The 19,269-nt window shown below is 53.4% G+C and carries 28 protein-coding genes; 21 read left to right on the top strand and 7 right to left on the bottom strand.

Annotation, left to right across the window (positions count from 1 at the left end; all coding sequences use genetic code 11):
• Positions 1–3 precede the first annotated feature (3 nt).
• The 10 genes from KNP80_RS05845 (at position 4) to KNP80_RS05800 (ending at position 8,061) form a co-directional block, all read left to right on the top strand.
• Positions 4–1,056, top strand: coding sequence for a DUF58 domain-containing protein (locus KNP80_RS05845; protein WP_214834153.1), 1,053 nt, complete (start codon positions 4–6; stop codon positions 1,054–1,056).
• Between the two features lie 64 nt (positions 1,057–1,120).
• A complete protein-coding gene (locus tag KNP80_RS05840) occupies positions 1,121–1,660 on the top strand; it encodes a ribonuclease FAU-1 family protein (RefSeq protein ID WP_214718912.1) in 540 nt (179 codons plus the stop codon).
• Positions 1,661–1,709: 49 nt separating this feature from the next.
• Complete coding sequence (locus KNP80_RS05835) at positions 1,710–2,837, top strand: tetratricopeptide repeat protein (protein ID WP_214834150.1); 1,128 nt, start codon at positions 1,710–1,712, stop codon at positions 2,835–2,837.
• Positions 2,838–2,847: 10 nt separating this feature from the next.
• Positions 2,848–3,282 (top strand): GNAT family N-acetyltransferase, encoded by a 435-nt coding sequence (locus tag KNP80_RS05830; protein ID WP_214834148.1) that lies wholly within the window; start codon positions 2,848–2,850, stop codon positions 3,280–3,282.
• A 134-nt stretch (positions 3,283–3,416) separates the two neighbouring features.
• Positions 3,417–3,851, top strand: coding sequence for a MarR family winged helix-turn-helix transcriptional regulator (locus KNP80_RS05825; RefSeq protein ID WP_251128983.1), 435 nt, complete (start codon positions 3,417–3,419; stop codon positions 3,849–3,851).
• A gap of 36 nt (positions 3,852–3,887) precedes the next feature.
• Complete coding sequence (locus KNP80_RS05820) at positions 3,888–4,880, top strand: ring-cleaving dioxygenase (protein ID WP_214834141.1); 993 nt, start codon at positions 3,888–3,890, stop codon at positions 4,878–4,880.
• Entirely contained in the window at positions 4,877–5,506 is a 630-nt protein-coding gene (locus KNP80_RS05815) for an NADPH-dependent FMN reductase (protein ID WP_214833332.1), read from the top strand. The genes KNP80_RS05820 and KNP80_RS05815 overlap by 4 nt, the downstream gene beginning before the upstream one ends.
• A 128-nt stretch (positions 5,507–5,634) precedes the next feature.
• Positions 5,635–6,702, top strand: coding sequence for a saccharopine dehydrogenase family protein (locus tag KNP80_RS05810; protein WP_214834137.1), 1,068 nt, complete (start codon positions 5,635–5,637; stop codon positions 6,700–6,702).
• Positions 6,699–7,199: an NUDIX hydrolase gene (locus KNP80_RS05805; RefSeq protein ID WP_214834134.1), complete on the top strand. Its 501-nt coding sequence runs from the start codon at positions 6,699–6,701 to the stop codon at positions 7,197–7,199. Before KNP80_RS05810 ends, KNP80_RS05805 begins: the two co-directional genes overlap by 4 nt.
• Before the next feature lie 67 nt (positions 7,200–7,266).
• Positions 7,267–8,061 (top strand): GNAT family N-acetyltransferase, encoded by a 795-nt coding sequence (locus KNP80_RS05800; RefSeq protein ID WP_214718925.1) that lies wholly within the window; start codon positions 7,267–7,269, stop codon positions 8,059–8,061.
• 32 nt (positions 8,062–8,093) lie between these two features.
• Here the strand turns inward: KNP80_RS05800 and KNP80_RS05795 are convergent, their stop codons facing one another.
• Positions 8,094–8,879 (bottom strand): SDR family oxidoreductase, encoded by a 786-nt coding sequence (locus KNP80_RS05795; protein WP_214834131.1) that lies wholly within the window; start codon positions 8,877–8,879, stop codon positions 8,094–8,096.
• An 85-nt stretch (positions 8,880–8,964) separates the two neighbouring features.
• Positions 8,965–9,279: a hypothetical protein gene (locus tag KNP80_RS05790; protein WP_214718927.1), complete on the bottom strand. Its 315-nt coding sequence runs from the start codon at positions 9,277–9,279 to the stop codon at positions 8,965–8,967.
• Positions 9,280–9,426: 147 nt separating this feature from the next.
• On the opposite strand from KNP80_RS05790, the gene KNP80_RS05785 reads away from it, so the two are divergent.
• The 4 genes from KNP80_RS05785 to KNP80_RS05770 all read left to right on the top strand — a co-directional run bounded on the left by KNP80_RS05785 (position 9,427) and on the right by KNP80_RS05770 (position 11,241).
• A complete protein-coding gene (locus KNP80_RS05785) occupies positions 9,427–9,732 on the top strand; it encodes a hypothetical protein (protein WP_214718928.1) in 306 nt (101 codons plus the stop codon).
• Between the two features lie 66 nt (positions 9,733–9,798).
• Positions 9,799–9,972, top strand: coding sequence for a hypothetical protein (locus KNP80_RS05780; RefSeq protein ID WP_214834128.1), 174 nt, complete (start codon positions 9,799–9,801; stop codon positions 9,970–9,972).
• Complete coding sequence (locus KNP80_RS05775; RefSeq protein ID WP_214718933.1) at positions 9,969–10,562, top strand: NUDIX hydrolase; 594 nt, start codon at positions 9,969–9,971, stop codon at positions 10,560–10,562. The genes KNP80_RS05780 and KNP80_RS05775 overlap by 4 nt, the downstream gene beginning before the upstream one ends.
• A 91-nt stretch (positions 10,563–10,653) precedes the next feature.
• Positions 10,654–11,241, top strand: a complete 588-nt coding sequence (locus tag KNP80_RS05770; RefSeq protein ID WP_214833339.1) for a GNAT family N-acetyltransferase — start codon at positions 10,654–10,656, stop codon at positions 11,239–11,241.
• On the opposite strand, the gene KNP80_RS05765 is transcribed toward KNP80_RS05770, so the two are convergent.
• Entirely contained in the window at positions 11,222–11,686 is a 465-nt protein-coding gene (locus KNP80_RS05765) for a GNAT family N-acetyltransferase (protein ID WP_214718939.1), read from the bottom strand. The genes KNP80_RS05770 and KNP80_RS05765 overlap by 20 nt on opposite strands.
• A 71-nt stretch (positions 11,687–11,757) precedes the next feature.
• Between KNP80_RS05765 and KNP80_RS05760 the strand changes: the two genes are divergently transcribed.
• The 3 genes from KNP80_RS05760 to KNP80_RS05750 all read left to right on the top strand — a co-directional run bounded on the left by KNP80_RS05760 (position 11,758) and on the right by KNP80_RS05750 (position 13,909).
• Entirely contained in the window at positions 11,758–12,555 is a 798-nt protein-coding gene (locus KNP80_RS05760; protein WP_214833342.1) for a GNAT family N-acetyltransferase, read from the top strand.
• 23 nt (positions 12,556–12,578) lie between these two features.
• Positions 12,579–12,734 carry a hypothetical protein gene (locus KNP80_RS05755; RefSeq protein ID WP_214834124.1) on the top strand — a complete coding sequence of 52 codons (156 nt, stop codon included), beginning with the start codon at positions 12,579–12,581 and terminating at the stop codon, positions 12,732–12,734.
• Between the two features lie 182 nt (positions 12,735–12,916).
• Complete coding sequence (locus KNP80_RS05750; protein WP_214718947.1) at positions 12,917–13,909, top strand: M23 family metallopeptidase; 993 nt, start codon at positions 12,917–12,919, stop codon at positions 13,907–13,909.
• A gap of 17 nt (positions 13,910–13,926) precedes the next feature.
• Here the strand turns inward: KNP80_RS05750 and KNP80_RS05745 are convergent, their stop codons facing one another.
• Together KNP80_RS05745 and KNP80_RS05740 are read right to left on the bottom strand one after the other, a co-directional pair.
• Complete coding sequence (locus tag KNP80_RS05745) at positions 13,927–14,406, bottom strand: helix-turn-helix transcriptional regulator (protein ID WP_214718950.1); 480 nt, start codon at positions 14,404–14,406, stop codon at positions 13,927–13,929.
• 138 nt (positions 14,407–14,544) lie between these two features.
• Positions 14,545–15,087 carry a TraR/DksA C4-type zinc finger protein gene (locus KNP80_RS05740; RefSeq protein ID WP_214718953.1) on the bottom strand — a complete coding sequence of 181 codons (543 nt, stop codon included), beginning with the start codon at positions 15,085–15,087 and terminating at the stop codon, positions 14,545–14,547.
• A gap of 154 nt (positions 15,088–15,241) precedes the next feature.
• Here KNP80_RS05740 and KNP80_RS05735 point away from each other — a divergent pair, with 154 nt between their 5' ends.
• From KNP80_RS05735 to KNP80_RS05720, 4 genes are read left to right on the top strand one after another with little or no spacing between them, the layout of a single operon-like run.
• Positions 15,242–15,766 carry a GrpB family protein gene (locus tag KNP80_RS05735; protein ID WP_214718955.1) on the top strand — a complete coding sequence of 175 codons (525 nt, stop codon included), beginning with the start codon at positions 15,242–15,244 and terminating at the stop codon, positions 15,764–15,766.
• 56 nt (positions 15,767–15,822) lie between these two features.
• Entirely contained in the window at positions 15,823–16,140 is a 318-nt protein-coding gene (locus tag KNP80_RS05730) for a hypothetical protein (RefSeq protein WP_214718957.1), read from the top strand.
• A complete protein-coding gene (locus tag KNP80_RS05725) occupies positions 16,140–16,604 on the top strand; it encodes a GNAT family N-acetyltransferase (RefSeq protein ID WP_214833348.1) in 465 nt (154 codons plus the stop codon). The genes KNP80_RS05730 and KNP80_RS05725 overlap by 1 nt, the downstream gene beginning before the upstream one ends.
• Before the next feature lie 60 nt (positions 16,605–16,664).
• Complete coding sequence (locus KNP80_RS05720; RefSeq protein WP_214833350.1) at positions 16,665–16,967, top strand: hypothetical protein; 303 nt, start codon at positions 16,665–16,667, stop codon at positions 16,965–16,967.
• 25 nt (positions 16,968–16,992) lie between these two features.
• On the opposite strand, the gene KNP80_RS05715 is transcribed toward KNP80_RS05720, so the two are convergent.
• Positions 16,993–17,850, bottom strand: coding sequence for a pirin family protein (locus tag KNP80_RS05715; protein ID WP_214718965.1), 858 nt, complete (start codon positions 17,848–17,850; stop codon positions 16,993–16,995).
• A gap of 122 nt (positions 17,851–17,972) precedes the next feature.
• On the bottom strand, positions 17,973–19,247 hold the full coding sequence (locus KNP80_RS05710; protein WP_286038450.1) for a hypothetical protein: 1,275 nt from the start codon (positions 19,245–19,247) through the stop codon (positions 17,973–17,975).
• Positions 19,248–19,269: the final 22 nt, after the last annotated feature.

The raw sequence follows: 19,269 nt of genomic DNA, 5'->3' as shown, positions 1-19,269 counted from the left end.
CGGATGATTCTGTCCACGCACGCTTGGTTGCAGCGCCGGCTCCTCCCTATATATCTCGTGAGCGGAGCCATGCTCGTGTTCTTCCCGTACGTATACGGATTGGGTTACATATGCTTCATTGTAGCGAGTGCGATTTGGATGCTCGAGCGGACGCGGCAACAACTCGAGCGGCACATCGATCTCCGGTTCACGCAATACGAAGAATTGCTGTTTGTCGGAGATGAGAGCCGGATCGTGTTAGTGGTCGATGGGGTGGACGAGTTGGATCGGCTCGGACTACCGCTACGGATTCGCCTGAAGTCGAGCTCGGGAATAAGCTTTCCGGCGCATGAGCGCCTTCCGAACGTGCTCGACTATGAGGTCGATGTCAGTCGCGCCCGCCACGAATTGGTCGTGCGCGCTGAGTATCGCGGACCAGCCACGTTCGAGGAATGCGTCATCGCCGTCACGCTCCCGTTCCGACTCGGGACGTATTTATATGAACGACCGGTCGATATAGAGTGGGCCGTCCTTCCATCGCTCCTGTTGCATCCACCGGTCGGGACGAAACGGTTAGCGCTCGGGGACCGGCCGCTCTTGGCGTCACCGCTTCGAAATCCGTTGCAACTAATCGGGTCGAAACCGTATGAAGGGGAACCGGTGAAGGAGATCGATTGGTACGCGACCGCCAAACTCGGACGACTGCAGTCAAAAGTATTTCAACAGACGACGCTCGATACGTTCACGTTCGCCTTGGATTTGAATGGTCCGTCCGGTTATACGCTCCATCACGACTTCGAATCGCTCATCAGCCAAACCGCCTTCGTCACATCGCGCCTGTTAAAAGAGGACTGCAAAATCGAGTTGTTCTTGAATCGATTCAATGAGGATGGGACGATGCTCCATGTCCCGCTTCAGGAAGGTGAGCGCGGCATACGATTCATCTTGCTGCAGTTGGCGACCATCCACCCAGGCAACCGGTTCATCTCGACCGATGCTTTTACCCGGATGGTCGAGCGAAAAAGATTGAAGCAAAGCCACCTCGTCTCGTTCAATCAACACAATCTGTACGATTGAACAGGGAAATGTCGGATTTTGGCGAACTCTTTACGTATGAATTGGGTCAAAAGGAGAGAGACATATGCCAAAACGGAAATTTGCCAATCGTCGAGACTGGGAACGGATTTTGCAACATCGCTACGCGCAAATGGAGGTACATGATGACCGTTTCTCCGGGACCGTCGCCTTGTTTCAAATCGATGCGGTCCGCGCACCTCAATATAAGATGCACAAGGGAGAAGAGTTCATCGTCGCCGATGCCGGTTACAGCTGGCTCCAATATTTCCCGGACGACGAGCCGTTCGGTGTGACCGTCATGTTTAATGATGAAGGGCACATCGTTCAATGGTACATCGATATTGTCGAAGCAATCGGATATGAGGACGGAATCCCGTATATGGACGACTTGTTGCTCGACATCCTCATCTTCCCGAACGGGGACGTCGTCCGCAAAGACGAGGACGAGTTCGAGGAAGCGACGGAGGCCGGAGAACTGACGCCGGAGCTCGTCGAGCAGGGCTGGCGTGACTTCCATGCGACGCTCGACCGGATTGAACGTGGGGACTTCGTCTATTTCGACTTGGCGAACGGACATTACACCGAGTTGAAGCAAAAACTTTGAACGGCCTGTTCCCTTTGGTACAGTGAAAGAAAAAACAGGGGGACGCATTATGAAAATCATCAATACTGAGACGTGGTCGCGCAAGAAGCACTACGAATTCTTCAAGGCGTTCGACGCTCCGCATTTCAACGTGACGGCGAGCGTCGATGTGACGAAGTTACATACACACGCCAAACGGACCGGCCAGTCGTTCTTCAAACTGTTCTTGTACGGTGCCGTCAAGACGGCGAATGCCGTGGCTGAGCTTCGCTATCGGATCCGCGGCGACGAGGTCATCGAGCACGACGTCGTACATCCATCGTTCACCGTCATGATGGACGATGACGTCTTCAACTTTTGCACGGCGACCTATAAAGACGCGTTCCCGGACTTCATGGAAGAAGTGACGGCCCGGATGAGCGGGACGAAACGGGAAGTCGTCGTCGGCGACGATGAGCCGGACAGCCTGCTTTATATCACGAGCGTGCCTTGGGTCACGTTCACGAGCATCAGTCATCCGACGAACGACCAGCAACACGATACCGTGCCGCGCATCGCCTGGGGGAAATTCACCGCAACCGGCGACCGGGTGACGATGCCCCTCTCGGTCCAAGCCCACCATGCACTCGTCGATGGCGTCCATGTCGGGCGCTATTACGAATTGTTGCAGGCATGGCTCGATGACTTGAGCGACTTGGAAGTCCAAACCCCGGAAGAGAAAGGGATTGACGAGGCGATTCGTCTCCGCGAGAACGGAGAGCTTGAACGGGCGAAGCAACTGCTCCTCATGTTGCTTCGGCAAGACGAGAAGAATCCGCGCCTTCATGCCCATTGTGCCTGGTGTTATGACTCGCTCGGAGAAGAGCGTCAAGCCGTCCCGCATTATGAACGGGCGATCCGGCTCGGGCTCGCCGGAGATGAGCTCCGGGAGACGTATATCGGACTCGGCAGCACGTACCGGGCGCTCGGCCGCTACGAGGACGCCGAGGCGTTGTTCGCCAAGGCGATTGAACAGTTCCCGGACATCGGGGCGCTCAAAGTGTTCCAGGCGATGACCCGCTACAATCTCGGGCGCCATAGTGAAGCGACCGGCACGTTGCTCGAACTGCTCGCAAGCCCGGAGCCGGATGACAGCATTAAACGGTATCGTCGCGCCATCGCGTTTTATGCGCGTAACTTGGACGAGACATACGATTAAGGAGAACCGGATGATCACACTTCAACCGATTACAGAACAAAACTGGTATACGTGCTGTCAGCTTACTCTGAGTGACGAGCAACAAGCGTATATGGAACCGAATGCGATTTCGCTGCTGCAAGCGATGTATGAACCGACGCTGCGGGCGTATGCGATTTACGAGGACGAGACGATGATCGGGTTTCTTATGTACAATACGGTACTCGAAGAGTTGGACGCGCGCTGGGTGTATCGCATCATGGTCGATCACACGCACCAAGGGAAAGGCATTGGCCGTCAGGCGACCGAACTCATGCTCGATGAAATGGGGCAGTTCGGCACCGAACCGATCGTTGTCGGCTATCATCCGGACAATGCGGGTGCGCATCGACTATACGAAAGCTTGGGCTTCGTCGATGAAGGCGATCGCTTCGGGCGGGAGATGGCGGTCATTCGCCGCGCGTGAAAAGACGAAGCAACTCGTCTTTTTTTTTTTGAAACAAAATGATTGACCCATCAAATTTGTCATGTTATATTTATCTCGAATTAAAGATAATTAAATTTAAAGTATTGTTTTCTCTCAGCAGAGGAGGGGAACACATGGAAGAACGGCAAACGTTAAAAGCGATCACGGTATTGCTTCGGGCCTCGCAATCGATTCAAGACGTGGTCAAGCATGAAGTCGCCGAGTACGGGCTGAATCCGACCGAGTTCTCGGTCCTTGAATTGCTGTACCATAAAGGTGATCAACCGATTCAGACGATCGGCAAAAAAGTATTGCTGACGAGTGGGAGCATGACGTACATCGTCGACCGGCTCGAAACGAAAGGCTACTTGATTCGCAAAGCCTGTCCGAGCGACCGGCGCGTCACGTATGCGGCGTTGACGGAAGACGGTCAGACACTTATGGCGCGCATCTTTCCAGCCCATGAACAACGGATGGACGAGCTGTTCGACGGACTCGATTTAACAGACACGATTACTCAATTGAAGACGGTCGGCAAACGCGCCGAAGCTTCAAAAAAATTTAATTAATTATCTCGAAATCAAGATTTCGAAGGAGCGATTCGAATGAACCCTGTAAAAGGAATTCACCACGTGACGGCGATTACGAGCAGCGCCGAGAAGAACTATGACTTCTTTACGAACGTCCTCGGAATGCGTCTCGTCAAAAAGACGGTCAACCAAGACGACATTCAGACGTACCACTTATTTTTCGCCGATGACAAAGGCAGCGCCGGAACGGATATGACGTTCTTCGATTTCCCTGGCATCCCAAAAGGCGTGCATGGGACGAACGAAATCGCCAAGACGTCGTTCCGCGTCCCTAACGACGAGGCGCTCACGTATTGGGAACGTCGCTTCGACCGCCTCGGCGTGAAGCATGAAGGGATTCAAGAGCAGTTCGGCAAGAAGACGCTCGCGTTCGTCGACTTTGACGAACAGGCGTATCAACTCATCTCGGATGAGTTCAATGTCGGTGTCGCGTCAGGCGAGCCGTGGCAAAACGGCCCGGTCCCGCTCGAATACGCTATCACGGGTCTCGGTCCAATCTTTATCCGCATCGCGGACTTTACGTATTTCAAACAAGTGATGGAGCAAGTCATGTTGTTCGAAGAAATCGGACAAGAAGGCGACGCGCATCTCTTTGAAGGAGGTGAGGGTGGAAACGGAGCGCAAGTCGTCGTCATCCATGACGAGACGTCACCAGTCGCGCGCCAAGGGTTCGGAACCGTGCACCACGTCGCTTTCCGTGTCGATGACCGCAGTGTCCTCGATGAATGGACGGCACGATTGCAACAGTTCGGGTTACCGACGTCAGGCTATGTCGACCGCTTCTTCTTTGAATCGTCTTACGCACGCGTCGCGCCGCAAATCCTGTTCGAATGGGCAACGGACGGACCAGGGTTCATGGGCGATGAGCCGTATGAGACGGTCGGTGAGAAATTGTCACTCCCGCCGTTCTTAGAACCGAAGCGGGAACAGATTGAAGCGATGGTTCGACCGATTGATACGGTCAGAAGTACAAAAACGTTTGAGAAAGAATATGAGGGAATGAAATGAGCTTTTTGAATCGTTTGTTCGGTAAACAAGAAGAACCAACCAACTCACAAGGAGGAACTAACATGTTGAAAATTGGAATCGTACTCGGATCTACTCGTGAAGGACGCGTCAGCCCGCAAGTCGGAGAATGGGTGAAAGAAATCGCGAACAAACGCGGTGACGCTAACTATGAAATCATCGATATCGCAGACTACAGCCTCCCGCTTCTCGGCGAGCCAGGCGGCGACGCATCAGGTGCGGCAGCATGGTCTGAGAAAATCGCGGAAATGGACGGCTTCGTCTTCATCGTCCAAGAGTACAACCACTCAATCACTGGCGCGCTCAAAAACGCCCTCGACTACTTACGCAACGAATGGCATAACAAAGCAGCCGGAATCGTCTCGTACGGTTCGGTCGGCGGCGCACGTGCGACAGAACACTTGCGTGGTGTCTTGAGCGAACTCTTGGTCGCTCACGTCCGTGTCCACCCAGCGCTCTCGCTCTTCACAGACTTCGAGAACGGGACACATTTCGCACCGAAAGACGTTCAAGTCCAATCGGTCAACGACATGCTCGATCAGCTCGTCCCATGGACAGAAGCGATGCAGACGGTCCGTACGAAAGCTGCAGAAGCTGCTAACAACTAATCGACAAACGATCGCCTAAACGAGGGCGATTGTTTTTTTGGCGTTTCTTTTCAATGAAGGGGACGTCGTGTATCGTGGGTAAAAGAAGGGAAGAGGAAAAAATACATATGATTGAAGGAGGAATCGTGATGAAATGGATGATTTATGGGGCGAACGGATATACAGGCGAACTGATTGCCCGTCAAGCGGTGAAACAAGGGATGACACCGGTGCTCGCGGGTCGGCGTGCGGACGCGATCGCCAAGCTCGGGGAGGAGCTCGGGTGCGAGACGCGCGTCTTCAACTTGTCGCTTGATAAGGCGACACGCCAATTGGAAGACATCGACCTCGTGTTACACTGTGCCGGACCGTTCGCCGATACGAGTCGGCCGATGGTCGAGGCGTGTCTCGCCACGAAGACACATTACTTGGATATTACCGGGGAAATCGAGGTGTTCGAATACATCCACTCGAAGAAACGGGCCAAGCTCGCGCAAGAAGTGGGCGTGTTGCTCTGTTCGGGTGTCGGCTTCGACGTCATTCCGACCGACTGTGTGGCCCGGAAGCTGAAAGAGCTGATGCCGGACGCGATGAATCTCGCACTCGGTTTCTCGGCCGCCGCCGGTATCTCACGCGGGACGCTGAAAACAGCAATCCGTGGGCTAGGGTCGAGCAGTGCCGAACGAAAAGATGGCGAATTGACACCGTTCCCGCTGGGCGAGAAACGTCGTCACATCGATTTCGGACGCGGCAAGAAAACGGCCATCGCCATTCCATGGGGAGACGTCTCGACCGCCTATTATACGACGGGCATTCCGAACATCACGACGTGGGTCCCGGTCCCTACGGCTTACGCTTACGGGGCGCGTCTTTTGTCTTGGTTCGGTCCGATTCTCGGCAGCGACGCGGTGCAAGGGAAACTGCTCCGTTATGTTGATGAACATGTGAGCGGACCGGACAAGTCAGAACGGGAACGCTCCTCGACGTATGTCTGGGGCGAGGCGACGAACGCCTCAGGACGTAAAGTGATCGTCCGCATCAAGACGGCGAGCACATATGCCTTTACCGTGTACGGGGCGCTTGAGGTCGTGTCACGACTTGTCAGTTCAGGCCGCGTCATCCCTGGCAGCTTCACACCGGCGATGCTGTTCGGATCACACTTCATCGAAGAGATTGAAGGGTCATCCTCGTTTGTCGTTGACGAGGTCCGGCTTTGAGTGAGCAATGGGATTTAGTCGACGGAGAGCGGCGTCCGCTCGGCAAGACGCACGTGCGCGGCGAACAATTGGCAGTGGACACGTATCATACCGTCATCGAGGTGTTCACGTTTGATGTGAACGGAAACGTGTTGCTCTCGCAACGCCACCCTGATAAGACGTACCCGCTCCTTTGGGAAGGGACGGGAGGCTCCATTCTGGCTGGTGAGACGAGTCGACAAGGCGCTGTTCGGGAGCTGGGGGAAGAAATCGGTCTCTCAGTCGAACCTGACCAGTTGGAGTGGGTGGCGACGTTACGCCGCGAGACATATTTTCTAGACCTGTATCGCTATCAAACCGATACTCCGCTGCAACTTGATGACTTGGTGCTTCAGGAAGACGAAGTCGTAGCGGTTCGTCTCGTCGATTGGTCAGAATTGATGGCCCTGGATGATCTCGTCCCATCTGTCCGGGAACGGTTACTTCGATTTGAGTCAGACTTGCGTCTCGCCTTGTAACGGAATCACAATCTGTTCGTAATCGAAGTATGGTAAACTCAGGGGAGATTAGTGGGGAGGGAACGAGATGAGACGCTTAGAACTAGCCAGGCGGATCGAACGCATCAAAGCGGAAGGAACGTCTGCCTATATTCGGCATCGGAAACAGTCCCCTCCCTATGAAGGTTCGGAATTGATTGTCGAAAACAAAGGCCACGTCTTTCGGATGGGCAATACGAGTTTTGCGGTCGGATTCGGTTTGAATCGACCGACCAGTTTTTACGATTTGCACCAGATGGAGAAATGGGTACGCGGCAAGAACGTGTCCCGCCTACATATCGAGGTTTGTCCGCTCGCGGACATGTCACTCATTCGGTTGCTCCAAGAGCGAAACTATACGCTCGACCACTTCCTGGACGTGTGGTTGCTCGACGTGAACACGTTCGTATTCCCAGATATGGAGCATACGGTCGAACGCGTGCACGCCGATAACGTGAACGAATGGGCCCGGGCCATCGCGGCCGGCTTCGCCGAAACCGGGACGGTCATGCAAGAGACGATTGATACCGCGAAAGGCTTCTACGCGTTACCCGAAAACCAGGCGTATCTCGTCCGCGAAGGTGAGACGGCCGTCGCCGGCGGGATTCTTGCCATCCAGGACGGGATGGGCGAACTGTTTTTGACGAGCACGATTCCGGCTTATCGAGGCAGAGGCTATCAGACGCAGCTCATCTTGGAACGGATTGCGGCCGCAAAAGCAGCCGGTTGCCAGTACGTGACCGTGACGACGAAAGTCGATACGGCCTCGGGACGGAACATGGAGCGCTTAGGATTCATTCCGTTTTACCAGAAAGCCGTCATGAAAAGCCCAATTCTCAAATAAACAGGTCGCCCCGCGGGGCGACCTTTTGTCTGTTAAAGTAATGATTCGGCGCCGTCGACGTACACCTCAGAGCCGGTGACGTGACTCGACATGTTGCTCGCGAAGAACAATACGACGTCCGCGACTTGTTTGGCCGTGCCGGATTTCCCGGCCAACGGTTGATTTCCTTCCGGATACTCGATCGGGATGACGATTTCTTCGAGCAAGGCGTCATCGCGATTCGTCGAGTCATCGATGTTCGTGTCGATGGCCCCCGGGCAAATCGAGTTGACGCGAATGCCGAATTGGGCGAGCTCGGCCGCTGCCATTTTGGCGAATCCGGTCTGGCCGGCTTTCGTCGTCGCATAGCCGCTGAATCCAAAGTTTTTGAAGTAACGGTTTCCGTTGATGGACGACGTGATGATGACACTGCCGCCTCGTTCTTTTAAATGAGGGATGGCATGTTTCACCGTCAAGAATGTACCCGTCAAGTTCGTCTCGACGACACCGTTCCAATCTTCGAGCGACAAGTGCTCGATTGGTGTGATGGTACCGTTCCGTCCTGCGTTCGCAAAGACGATATCGACACGGCCGAAGCGTTCAACCGTCTGCTCGTACGCTCGTTTTATCTCGTCTTCGTTCCCCACATCGGCACTGATGCCGATGGCACGCTCTTCTCCAATCAGAGTCGCAAGTTGTTCCGCGTCTTCTAAGTTCAAATCGACGATAGCGACTTTCGCCCCGGCTTGGACGAACCGGATGACGGTGGCACGTCCGATTCCAGATGCCGCGCCTGTGATGAATGCGACCTTCCCCGATAACAATGTATTTGAAATCATTCAATTCGCTCCTTTCAGCTTCCTGTTCTCATATTCCACCGTTCTATGAAACCTAAGCCCGTTTTCTGAAAAAAGGTGAAACGACTCAATCGGGTTGAACGTGAATCGATACCGCGATTTTCAACTTGGCGTCGCGATCGAGTTCGACCGTGACGACTTGTCCGACCCGGAGTTGTTGCACATCGTTCGCTTCTCCTGTCACTTTCGTTCGTTCGTTGATTAATATCGTCTGCAACGTTAACTCGTCGTCTGACAAGTCATGTGGTCCAATCATCAGCTGTGGGATGTCAATCTGTTCGATTCGTCCTTCGATTTGATGGTCGTCCCGTGTGCTGATCCAATAAACAGCAACTAAAAAAAGACCGATAAATGCCAGAGCAAAGATGAGTCGGGTTCTCATGGTGTTCCTCCTCTGTGCGATTCCGGTACGATGGTTTCCAATAGTTATTTACCCGGTTTGCAGGAATTCTATAGGGTCTTTTTGACAGGATTTTGAATTGTTCGTGCGGAATAAGACAAGACAATTTGAAGAGTGGAGGCGCTGAGGATGGTTCTAATCGGAATGATTGGATTAATCGTTTTAGGATTGGTGGCATTCGGCTGGTGGACAATCGGGTTTCCACGGCGACGGATGTGGGGTGGCGCGTTATTGCTCGGCATTGCCTTTGTCTTTTCGCCACTGTTGCTCGTCGTGAGCGGGGAACGCTTCGGATTTGATGGCATCGTCGCGGGACTGGTCGGGTTGTCCTGTGTCATCGGAGGCGGTTTCTTCTTTCTCACACTTGGTTGGACTGGACGGCCGCAGAAAATCCGTAAAGTACGGACCCTTTCGGAAGACCCTGATCTGTTTTGAACCGGGTTGTCATCCGACTTCTGAAACCCGTACAGTGAAGGCATCGCACTTGATGGAGGGATGACTGTGTTAACGAGGAAGCCCCCGGCGTTACGATCGGGAGACACGATTGGAATCATCACGCCGTCGTTCCCGGCACCGGCACGGTTCCCGGCCCATGTGTTTCCGATTGGGATCGAGGTCGAACTTGACGCGACGGCGGGAACCATCACATTTTTAGAGAACGGGGTGACGTCATGATCGAGTTCATTACAATCGTCGACCACCGCCGGAAGAAAATCGGATTGAAATCACGAGCAGACGTCCATCGGGACGGGGATTGGCATGAGACGTTCCACTGCTGGATGATGGATCACGACCGCCTCCTGTTACAGCTTCGCAGCGATACGAAGGCGGACTTTCCCGCGTTGTTCGATATCACGGCCGCCGGGCACTTGACCGCCGGAGAGACCGTTCGTGACGGGGTGCGCGAGATTCAAGAAGAGTTAGGACTCGAATTGACGTTCGATCAACTGACCCCGCTCGGCGTCTTCGAAGACGTCATCGAGACGGATACGTTTTTAGACCGCGAGTTCGCCCATACGTATGTCTATGCGTATGATGGCGAAGCGTTCACGTTGGACGAAGCGGAAGTGGCCGATGTCGTCTCGGTCGAAATTACGGCGCTGCACGAACTGATTGGCGGGACGCAATCCGAGGTGGAGACGACCTCGGCCATCTCAGGAAATACCCGGGTCGTGACGAAACGCGATCTCGTACCACACCCGACCAACTACTGGGAGCAAGTGCTGGCAGGTGTAAAAGCCGCTCAAGAGGAACGCCATGATTGAAGTCCTATGGCAACTGCTTCACGTCGTGCTTGTGGTCGGGCTGGGCGGCTTGCTCATTTGGTGTTTTCGTAAGTAAAGAGGGGGAAGAAAGATGAAAACAGGACCAGACACAATCCCACTCGGCTTGGAGACGGCGCGTCTGTATTTACGGGCACCGCTCGCCGATATAGATGCACGTGTCGTCAACGAATCGATTCGGGGCTCGCATGAAGAGTTGAAGCGATGGCTCCCGTTCGCGCAAGACGTACCGACGTTGTCTGAGACGGAAGTGAATTTACAACGGGCGCAAAACTTGTACGGGACAGGCGAAAGTTTTCGGTATCTCATCTTTTTACGGGAGACGGGGACGTTCGTGGGGACGGTCAGCCTGTTCGGGATTGATTGGGACGTCCCGAAAGCAGAAATCGGGTATTGGCTCGATTCGAGACATACCGGTCGTGGCTATATGACGGAAGCGGTCGAGGCGGTCGTCCGTTTCAGTTTCGCCCAGTTCGATTTCAAACGGATCGAGATTCGCTGCGAGTCGACGAACGAAGGCAGTCGCTTGATTCCCGAACGGCTCGGCTTTCAGCTAGAAGGCATGCTCCGGAACGAAGATTTGTCCGCTGACGGGATGCGGCTGACGGACACGGCCGTGTATGGCCTGTTGCCAGGCGAGCTTAGACCGCTAGCGACATGATGCGCTGCGGACCGATGGGGCCGTCGATTCGGCGCTTCGTGTCGATGAAGCCGACCGTTTGATAAAGGGAAAAGGCGGCCTCGTTCTTCAGATTGACCGATAGCACGACCTCGTGTTTATGAGGAAAATGCGCTCGTACATAGTTCGGCAGTTGGCGGAGTGCCGCTTTGGCATGACCGTTCCCTTGCGCCGAATGGGTGATTGAGAACATCGAGAGCAACAATGCGTCGTCTGCCTCCGTATACGAGGCGACCCGTTCCGTATCGTGGAGCAAAAAGAAACCGACGGGCTCCTCGGCCACGATGACGATAGGGTGAATCCCGTCTAAGAGGGGGGAATCGAGGTCGATTGGGAGTGTCGTATATTTTTCTTGATCGAGCGGTAACGTGAATGTGTTCAAGACGGACCAATGGGCCTCTCGAAGTGGTTCGAGTCTCGTCGTCATGATGAATCCTCCTCCATGATTAGCTGTCTCCATCAGTATACCGAATTATAAGTGAAGGGAACGAACACGTGATGCATCCAGTGATTACTTATGTCCAACATCCACCGCTCCAAGATTTGTATCGAGCCTTCATGGACGGTTTTTCCGATTACATGATTCGCTTTGACATGGATGAGGCCCAGTTCGAGGCCGTCTTCCTCGTCCGCGATCAAAACCAGCCGACGCGTTCCGTCGTCGCCTATGCGGACGGTCGGCCCGTTGCTGTCATGTTGAGCGGCGTGGCACACCTCGATACAGGATGGGTCACTCGTTGTGGCGGCTTGGCCGTCGCCCCTGATTACCGACATCTCGGCATCGCGCACGAATTGATGCGACAGTTCGATGAACAGGCGACGGGAACGCGTCTGCTCGAGGTCATCCAAGGGAACAATCCCGCGCTCGCCCTCTATGACCGACTCGGGTACCGTGTCGTCCGAGAGATTATGTACTTTCAATCCGTATTGACTGAGACGAGTGCGACACGGGAACGGTCGTCGATTCTCGAACTGTTCGATACGTATTATCCGGCAGCGGCGCACAAGCCGACTTGGCAAGTTGATGTCCGCACGACACAACAACAGACTGAACTCGTTCGAGTGGTAGAAGGTGAGAAAACCGGGGCACTGCTCTTCCGGGACAATCTGTTGCTAGATGTGTTCGGTCGCGAAGAGGACGCCGAGTGGTTATTGCGTGCGGCCGCAGCCGAAGGACCGATTCGACTGACGTTGACGTCGGATCGCCCGACGTTGCTCTCGGCAGCCCGACAGCTCGGGTTCGTCCAGGACGAGATTGCTCAATTCGAGATGATCAAGCCCGGGACGGAGACGTAATGCGAGTCCTGTTGCCTGTCCTCATGATTGGTCTGATTGTCGGGAATTTGTTCACGATTCTTGGCCTGACAACGAATCTGCCATCGGACCTGAATCGACTCTTTTTGTTCGGCGGACCGGCGCTGACCATCCTGGCCGCTGTCAGTATAGTCGTGATCGTCCTACAACGAAGACGATGACGACGGATGAACCTTATGAAATTTGAGTGAAGTTTATGTATGGAGAGTTCACGATTTTGATATGTTCGACATACAAATGAAATGCTTCATATATTGAACTTTTCAGACATGGATGCTATATTCGCACTTGTAGCTTTTTAATCAAGCTAGCGAATCATCCAATCTGGAGGTTTTATCGATATATGTGGAAACAACTACTCGTTACCGTCGGTACAGGCGTCCTGATTCTGTCAGGGACTTCAGCCGTATCCGCGGATCAAATTACCCCGCAAGACCTCGTCAAGACGACGAAATCGCTTCAACAGACCGAACAACGGATTCAAACTTCGAAACAATCGGTTGCCAAAGCCAAACGTCACGTCGAAACGATCGATCAGAGCGCGAAAGCAATCAATCAAAAGATTGAACAGACCAAATCAAAACTCGCGTCATATGAGACAGCATTGAATCCTGAGACAGCTGACAAGTCTCTATTCAAACAAGTGTTGTCGACTGTGCTACCGAGCGCTAAGGCAGAGGCGGCGGAGTCTGAAGAGACGAAGCGTGATTTGCAAGCCAAACAAGCCGAGACAACGCAATCGTTAAAGGCGCTTGAGAGCAAACAGGCGGACGTGGAAGCAGAACGACAACAAGCCCGCTCGGCTCATGTGGCTGCCTATAAACAGTTGAAAGGACAAGCGGCCCAATTGAAAGACTTGAAGCAACAAACGGCCGCGCTTGCGCCTGACAAGTTTATGATGCCAGCGACTGGACGTCTGTCACAAGGCTACGGACCGGCGAGTGGCCAGTTCGGATATACGTTCCATAACGGAATCGATATCGCGGCGAACGTGGGCACACCGATTTACGCAGCGGCGGCTGGAACGGTCACGGACGTCAAATCGGGCGGCCCTTATGGGAAGCACGTCTTCATCGAGCATGAAATCGATGGTCAAAAGTGGACGACGGTTTACGCCCATATGCATAAAATCGAAGTGAAGACAGGCCAGACGTTGCTCCAAGGCGAAGGCATTGGCCAAATCGGCAATACGGGCAACTCGTCAGGTCCGCACCTCCATTTCGAAGTGCATCAAGGAGAATACGCTTATTCATCAAGTTCGGCCGGCAACACGGTCAACCCGATGGATGTCGCCGAAGTGCTCGGTGGCGTGTCGCCCATCAAAGCGACGTATTGACGCAACGATTCGTTGCGTCATTTTTTTGTGTCTCCCTGCTCGTCCTGGGTCGAGCGCAGTTCGATCAATTTCCGGAACGCCTCATCGCGGTCGAACGTGCTGAACCAGCGGAAGTCGTCGTGGTCGAGAATCCGGTAATGTTGACTGACCATATTCTGTTGAATCCGGTATTTCCCTTGATGCTCGATCGTCGTCCACCAGACGTGTCCGCCCAACGTTTTCGTTGCCAGGCTCGGGTCAGTATGGGCGACAAGACGAATGAATTCGATGGGTTGATCCCCAATCAACGAATAGAGATACGGGCTTTGATTGAAGAGGGCGCAGATGGCGACCGTCGTCGTCCAGTTCGCGTTCAGACGTCGCTTCTCGATTTGAATCAATGTTTTTTTCGAGATGCCGACGAGCGTACATAGTTCTTCTTGGGATAATCCTTGCTCGGTACGAATCAATTTGAGTTTGCTTGAAATCAGTTCGGAAAACGTCTCTTTTGTATGCATACCTGCTCCTAAAGTGTATTTTTACACAGTGTATCATGCGGTATAGAAAGATGGAAGATATCGGATGAAGAAGCAGGCTCCCGTGGCAAGCAAAAAGCGAAAGGAGAGGGACTCCTTTCGCTCGGTCACTGACTGATGTTATTCACGTGTCGGGTCATGATTGCCCTCGCTATCAGCAATCGTATCCGAACTCCCGAAATCTTCGACTTGGCTGAACGCATCCGTGCTTTGCCCCGGTTCGTCCGTCCCGTCGAGTTGCTTCCGGGCAGCCGTCTCAGATGGATTGAGCACGTCCTCTTCGACAGGACGTTCGCGGTCGGTCAAGTGCTCGTTCTCTTCTTGCTCGCGCGCGTGCTGGATGCAGAGCGTCGCCTCAGGGATGATTTCAAGACGGTCCAACTCGATGTCTTCGCCGCACACCTCACATTTGCCATACGTCCCATTCTCGATGGCGAGCAACGCCTTATCGACGTCAGTTAAAAATTCTTCATCGAGTTCGGTGAGCGCTTGATCGCGTTCGCGTAAGAAGAGTTCTTCTCCTGAGTCTGCCGGATGGTTATCGTAGTGTGACAGTTCTCCTTCGTCATACACTTCTTCCCGGTTTTCCATATATCCTTCGGTCTTCGCTTTCTCTTTTAATAGACGTTCCTTGAACGTATCAATCTGCTGTTGTGTCAACATGCGGTCCACTCTCCAGTTCTGATTTCATTAATATTAGCATTTCCCATTTTGCGTCGGGACAAACCTTTCGATTGGCGAAGGCGAATTCTAAACGCTTCGGAAAACGGGTATGATGAAAGAGACGGAACGATGATTGTGAAGGAGGGAATGGACCATGAGAAAAGTAGAGGTCGTCCCGTATGATCCGATATGGGAGACGAAATTCAAGGAAGAGGCGGCCAAGCTCGAGCGCTTGTTTGAAGGGGAAGTCGTCGCCATTCATCACATCGGGAGCACGTCGGTGCCGGGACTCGATGCGAAACCGATTATCGACATCATGCCGGTCGTGCAGGACATCGAGCGGATTGACGATTGGATCAGCCATATGGAGGCGCTAGGGTACCGGAGTTTCGGCGAGCATGGGATTCCGAGACGGCGCTTCTTCGCTAAAGGAGAAGACGTGCGGACGATTCATGTCCATATGTTCGAGGAAGGGGATGAAGGCGTGACCCGCCATCTCGCGTTCCGCGATTATTTGATGACGTTCCCGGACGTACGGGACGAGTATGCGTCGCTTAAACAACAATTGGCGAGCCAGCATCCGGAAGATATCGAGAGCTATATCCAAGGAAAACAAGACTGGGTATCCGCGACCGAGCAGGAGGCGACGTTGTGGTATATGTCTCGCCAACAAATTTGAAACGTTTTACCGTTTCATCTCGTACAGAAAACTAATCAGTTGAGGGGGGTCATGAGATGAAACGATTTCTCGGGAAATGTATTGAGTATGCGTTTGTCGCACTCGTGTTTGTCGGCTTGTTTTTAGGATTGCGCTACGGGGTCTCGCAGTACGTGGGGAGCGCTGATGAACTCCGTTACTACGGATTAGTTTTCCTCGGCACCGCCTTTCTCGTCTTCCCGGCGTCGCTGTTTGGAGGCTATTTCTTGGCCCGACCGATTCAGCACCGTTTGAACGGGAAAGATTCCACTTATGCAGGCCATACGCTTCGCGGAAATGAAAAACCGCACGGGGTCACGGAAGATCGAAATCATCCGTTTGGCGGAGGTAGCTGATGGTCCGCCTGCAGCGGACCGAGAATGCGGCGTTAATCGCGGCATTGAATCAGCCTATCCATGAACATCATCTTCAGTTGGCGCCGGCTTTCTTTGCGGCGTACAATCACGCCTCGATGGAAGCGGCGTTTTTGGAGATGATGGCGCGAGACGATTATCACTTTTTCACGGCAGAGGTCGGCGGGGACATCATCGGCTACGTCTGTTTTCAGGAGCGGGTAAGTGAGGCGAACGCATTTCGGCAAGCCGTGCGGACACTCTACGTGCATCAAATCAGCGTGAACCCTGAGGCGAAACGACAAGGGTATGGACGCTGGGTCATGGAAGAGGTAGAACGCTACGCCATTGCGCACGGATTTCCATCGATCGAACTGGATTATTGGTCAGTGAACGAAGCGGCGGCAGCGTTTTATAGCCAAATTGGCTTTCAACCGAAGCGACAGTTCGTCGTCAAGCATCTCTAAAGTAAAAGAATAGTCTTGGCGTAACATAATGGCGCCACATATGTAATAGAGGAGGATTTGATGGAGACAATCATTTTGATTATCGGGATCGTTGGGACGATTTCGCTCATGCTGTTCATGTCGAATCAATGGATGGGGTATGGCAAAGGTAATATCGTCATGACGCTTGATGAGCACTACACAAATTTGAACGAATATGTGCCGGCGATTTTGACAAAGCTGTATGAAGACGGGAAGTCGGCCCATTATCTTGGCGATCGGAAGTTCGAGGTGGACGGGAAACCGTACGTCCTCGTCGAACGCACCGTCCCAATCGGTCGCGTCCCGACCCAGCAGACCGTGCTCATGCCAGACAAAAAATAAGCCACGCCTTCAGGCGCGGCTTATTTTATTTGACAGCCGGGGGACCGAAGCCACCGGCATGATAATCGCGGAACGCTTGCCGAATCTCCTCTTCCGTATTCATCACGAACGGACCGTGGGCGATATAGTCTTCACGAATCGGCTTGCCTGAATAGATGAGCAGTTTCGCACGTGACGTCGCGTTGAGGCGGACTACGCTCTCACCGTCGCTCGTCTCATCGTACGTGAGCGTCGCCGCGTGCGTCTTCGAAAGCGGTGTCGCTGACGTTCCGAGTTCGAGGGAACCCGCGAGTACGTAGACGAAAGCGTTATGATTCGTCGGGATGATGTGCTCATAGGCGGCTCCACTCTGTAAGCTCACTTCGCTCATCGTGATGGGGACGAGACTGTCCATCGGTCCGGTCACTCCGGCGATGTCGCCCGAATAGACACGCACGTGTCCTCCGTCAATCGGCACGAGCGGTGCCGCTTCGACATATACGTTTTGGTAAGATGTCGTCGTCGTTTTAAGTGCTTTCGGCAAGTTGAGCCATAGTTGAAGCGTATGAATCAAGTCGTCATCGACGGCCTCCTCGGCATGACGTGCCGCCCAGCCCGCATTCATATATTGAACGTCACCCGCATCTAAAATCGAATGTCCGCCATGGTTGTCGATATGTTCCAGTCGTCCATCAATCACGTAGGTGATGGTCTGGAAGCCGCGGTGAGGATGGTCAGAGAACGTTCCCCGTTTGAACCAGTCCTCGGCCATCAAGATGAACGGGTCGAACTCGTCTTTTCGTTCCGGAGGCAAGACCCAACCCTGCTGCACGTGCGGATATCCGTTTTGTTTATAGGCGACTGGCCAATGGCTGGCGACGTCGCGCTCGAATCGTTTCGTCATCACACTCTCTCCTTTGCACCGTTTGCTGTCATTGTCGCATAGCGAGGCAAGGAGGCTTTCCGATTTTGCCTATACAACGTGCAAAGCCAGACCAGTGAGCCGGTCTGGCTTGAAAAGTGTCGTCAGTTGTTTGCTTGTCCGATGGAAAGGTCGCGCCACCGTTCAGCATCGGCGCGGAGCAATTTAAAATGTGAGCCTGTCTTCGTATTTGTCAAAATCACATCGTCTTCCGTGTAACTGACATCGAATGTTTGGGCACAAATGCCCTCGAACACCGTCAAATAAGGGGTCGGCGCCGGGGTTCCGGCCGTCGCCACGGCTTTTGAGCGATCGATGGCTTGAAACACGAACTGGACGGTCTCGGCGTTGGCATGATGCAAGAACGGTGCATCTTTTGATTCTGTGCCGATTAGAGCCAGTTCATGGGCGACGACGTGACGTCGATGCGCGAATTGTTGCCGCATTTTTGTTTTCAAACGATCGCCGTGCAACAACGTCTCTTCTTTATAGGTGATAGAAACGACTTGTTTATAAGGCTTGCCATCACGGATGAAGGAGAAGCTGAACAATGGATAGCGCTCGTTCGGCACGAGCTTGTTCGGAAGCGTGCTCGCCTGCCGCGTCCCAAGCATTCGATCGTAGGTGGCATCCTGTGGTCGCAGGACGTCCTCATATAACGTCTGATCGGATGACAGATGGAGCCCGTACTGTTGCGTGTCTTGAGACACTTCGGTCCCTAAGCCAAGGGACAGGAACGGTTGACGTGACGATTCGTTGATGGGCAACGTGATGGTCTCACGCGATTCGGGTGATTCGAACGTGAATTCGAACGAACCGTTGAACGGCATCGTCACGTGGACGAGCGTTTGTTCGAAACCGTGACGTTTTGGATAAGGTTCATTGCCGACCGGTTTTTTCATCTCTTCGGTGAAATGGACTTGCTCGTGCGGTTGCGCAACGCGAAGGTTGGACATCGCAGAAGATGAGACGGCTTGTTCGCGGTACGGAGTGAGACTATCCGGCAACGCATCGATTTGTTTCATATAGGTGAAGGTGTCAGCTTGGCATTGGACGTAGGTTTGATTTTCCACTTCAAAAAATGTGGCGGTCGGAAAGACTTCGGTCGAGGCCGTCGTCGTAAGCGGTTGGCTCAATTTGACCGTGCTAATCAAGAGACGCTCTCCGTCAGGCACGCGGGTGATGGCGTCCTCCGGATAACAGGCATCAAGGACGTTCGTCCGGTCGGACTCGGTCATCTCGATTTGTTGACCAGAAGGCAGAGAGGCGCGACCTTGATAGTACTCTGGAGCCGTATGTAAACGAAATGCATGTTCTTCTTCGCATCCGAACAGGACGAACAACATGGCGAGCGTACAAAGAATCAGGTACTTTTTCACAGGGTGCACTCCTTTAATGATT

The organism is Exiguobacterium sp. E4787 (assembly GCF_018618375.1).
GTDB classification, from domain to species: Bacteria; Bacillota; Bacilli; order Exiguobacteriales; family Exiguobacteriaceae; genus Exiguobacterium; species Exiguobacterium chiriqhucha.
The sequence above is the reverse complement of the archived record's forward strand: the minus strand, read 5'-3'. Positions and strand labels throughout refer to the sequence as shown.

Coding starts and splice junctions, on each gene's coding strand:
- KNP80_RS05845 (WP_214834153.1), top strand. CDS start 4: ATGATTCTGTCCACGCACGCTTGGTTGCAGCGCCGGCTCCTCCCTATA.
- KNP80_RS05840 (WP_214718912.1), top strand. CDS start 1,121: ATGCCAAAACGGAAATTTGCCAATCGTCGAGACTGGGAACGGATTTTG.
- KNP80_RS05835 (WP_214834150.1), top strand. CDS start 1,710: ATGAAAATCATCAATACTGAGACGTGGTCGCGCAAGAAGCACTACGAA.
- KNP80_RS05830 (WP_214834148.1), top strand. CDS start 2,848: ATGATCACACTTCAACCGATTACAGAACAAAACTGGTATACGTGCTGT.
- KNP80_RS05825 (WP_251128983.1), top strand. CDS start 3,417: ATGGAAGAACGGCAAACGTTAAAAGCGATCACGGTATTGCTTCGGGCC.
- KNP80_RS05820 (WP_214834141.1), top strand. CDS start 3,888: ATGAACCCTGTAAAAGGAATTCACCACGTGACGGCGATTACGAGCAGC.
- KNP80_RS05815 (WP_214833332.1), top strand. CDS start 4,877: ATGAGCTTTTTGAATCGTTTGTTCGGTAAACAAGAAGAACCAACCAAC.
- KNP80_RS05810 (WP_214834137.1), top strand. CDS start 5,635: ATGAAATGGATGATTTATGGGGCGAACGGATATACAGGCGAACTGATT.
- KNP80_RS05800 (WP_214718925.1), top strand. CDS start 7,267: ATGAGACGCTTAGAACTAGCCAGGCGGATCGAACGCATCAAAGCGGAA.
- KNP80_RS05795 (WP_214834131.1), bottom strand. CDS start 8,879: ATGATTTCAAATACATTGTTATCGGGGAAGGTCGCATTCATCACAGGC.
- KNP80_RS05790 (WP_214718927.1), bottom strand. CDS start 9,279: ATGAGAACCCGACTCATCTTTGCTCTGGCATTTATCGGTCTTTTTTTA.
- KNP80_RS05785 (WP_214718928.1), top strand. CDS start 9,427: ATGGTTCTAATCGGAATGATTGGATTAATCGTTTTAGGATTGGTGGCA.
- KNP80_RS05775 (WP_214718933.1), top strand. CDS start 9,969: ATGATCGAGTTCATTACAATCGTCGACCACCGCCGGAAGAAAATCGGA.
- KNP80_RS05770 (WP_214833339.1), top strand. CDS start 10,654: ATGAAAACAGGACCAGACACAATCCCACTCGGCTTGGAGACGGCGCGT.
- KNP80_RS05765 (WP_214718939.1), bottom strand. CDS start 11,686: ATGACGACGAGACTCGAACCACTTCGAGAGGCCCATTGGTCCGTCTTG.
- KNP80_RS05760 (WP_214833342.1), top strand. CDS start 11,758: ATGCATCCAGTGATTACTTATGTCCAACATCCACCGCTCCAAGATTTG.
- KNP80_RS05755 (WP_214834124.1), top strand. CDS start 12,579: ATGATTGGTCTGATTGTCGGGAATTTGTTCACGATTCTTGGCCTGACA.
- KNP80_RS05750 (WP_214718947.1), top strand. CDS start 12,917: ATGTGGAAACAACTACTCGTTACCGTCGGTACAGGCGTCCTGATTCTG.
- KNP80_RS05745 (WP_214718950.1), bottom strand. CDS start 14,406: ATGCATACAAAAGAGACGTTTTCCGAACTGATTTCAAGCAAACTCAAA.
- KNP80_RS05740 (WP_214718953.1), bottom strand. CDS start 15,087: ATGTTGACACAACAGCAGATTGATACGTTCAAGGAACGTCTATTAAAA.
- KNP80_RS05735 (WP_214718955.1), top strand. CDS start 15,242: ATGAGAAAAGTAGAGGTCGTCCCGTATGATCCGATATGGGAGACGAAA.
- KNP80_RS05730 (WP_214718957.1), top strand. CDS start 15,823: ATGAAACGATTTCTCGGGAAATGTATTGAGTATGCGTTTGTCGCACTC.
- KNP80_RS05725 (WP_214833348.1), top strand. CDS start 16,140: ATGGTCCGCCTGCAGCGGACCGAGAATGCGGCGTTAATCGCGGCATTG.
- KNP80_RS05720 (WP_214833350.1), top strand. CDS start 16,665: ATGGAGACAATCATTTTGATTATCGGGATCGTTGGGACGATTTCGCTC.
- KNP80_RS05715 (WP_214718965.1), bottom strand. CDS start 17,850: ATGACGAAACGATTCGAGCGCGACGTCGCCAGCCATTGGCCAGTCGCC.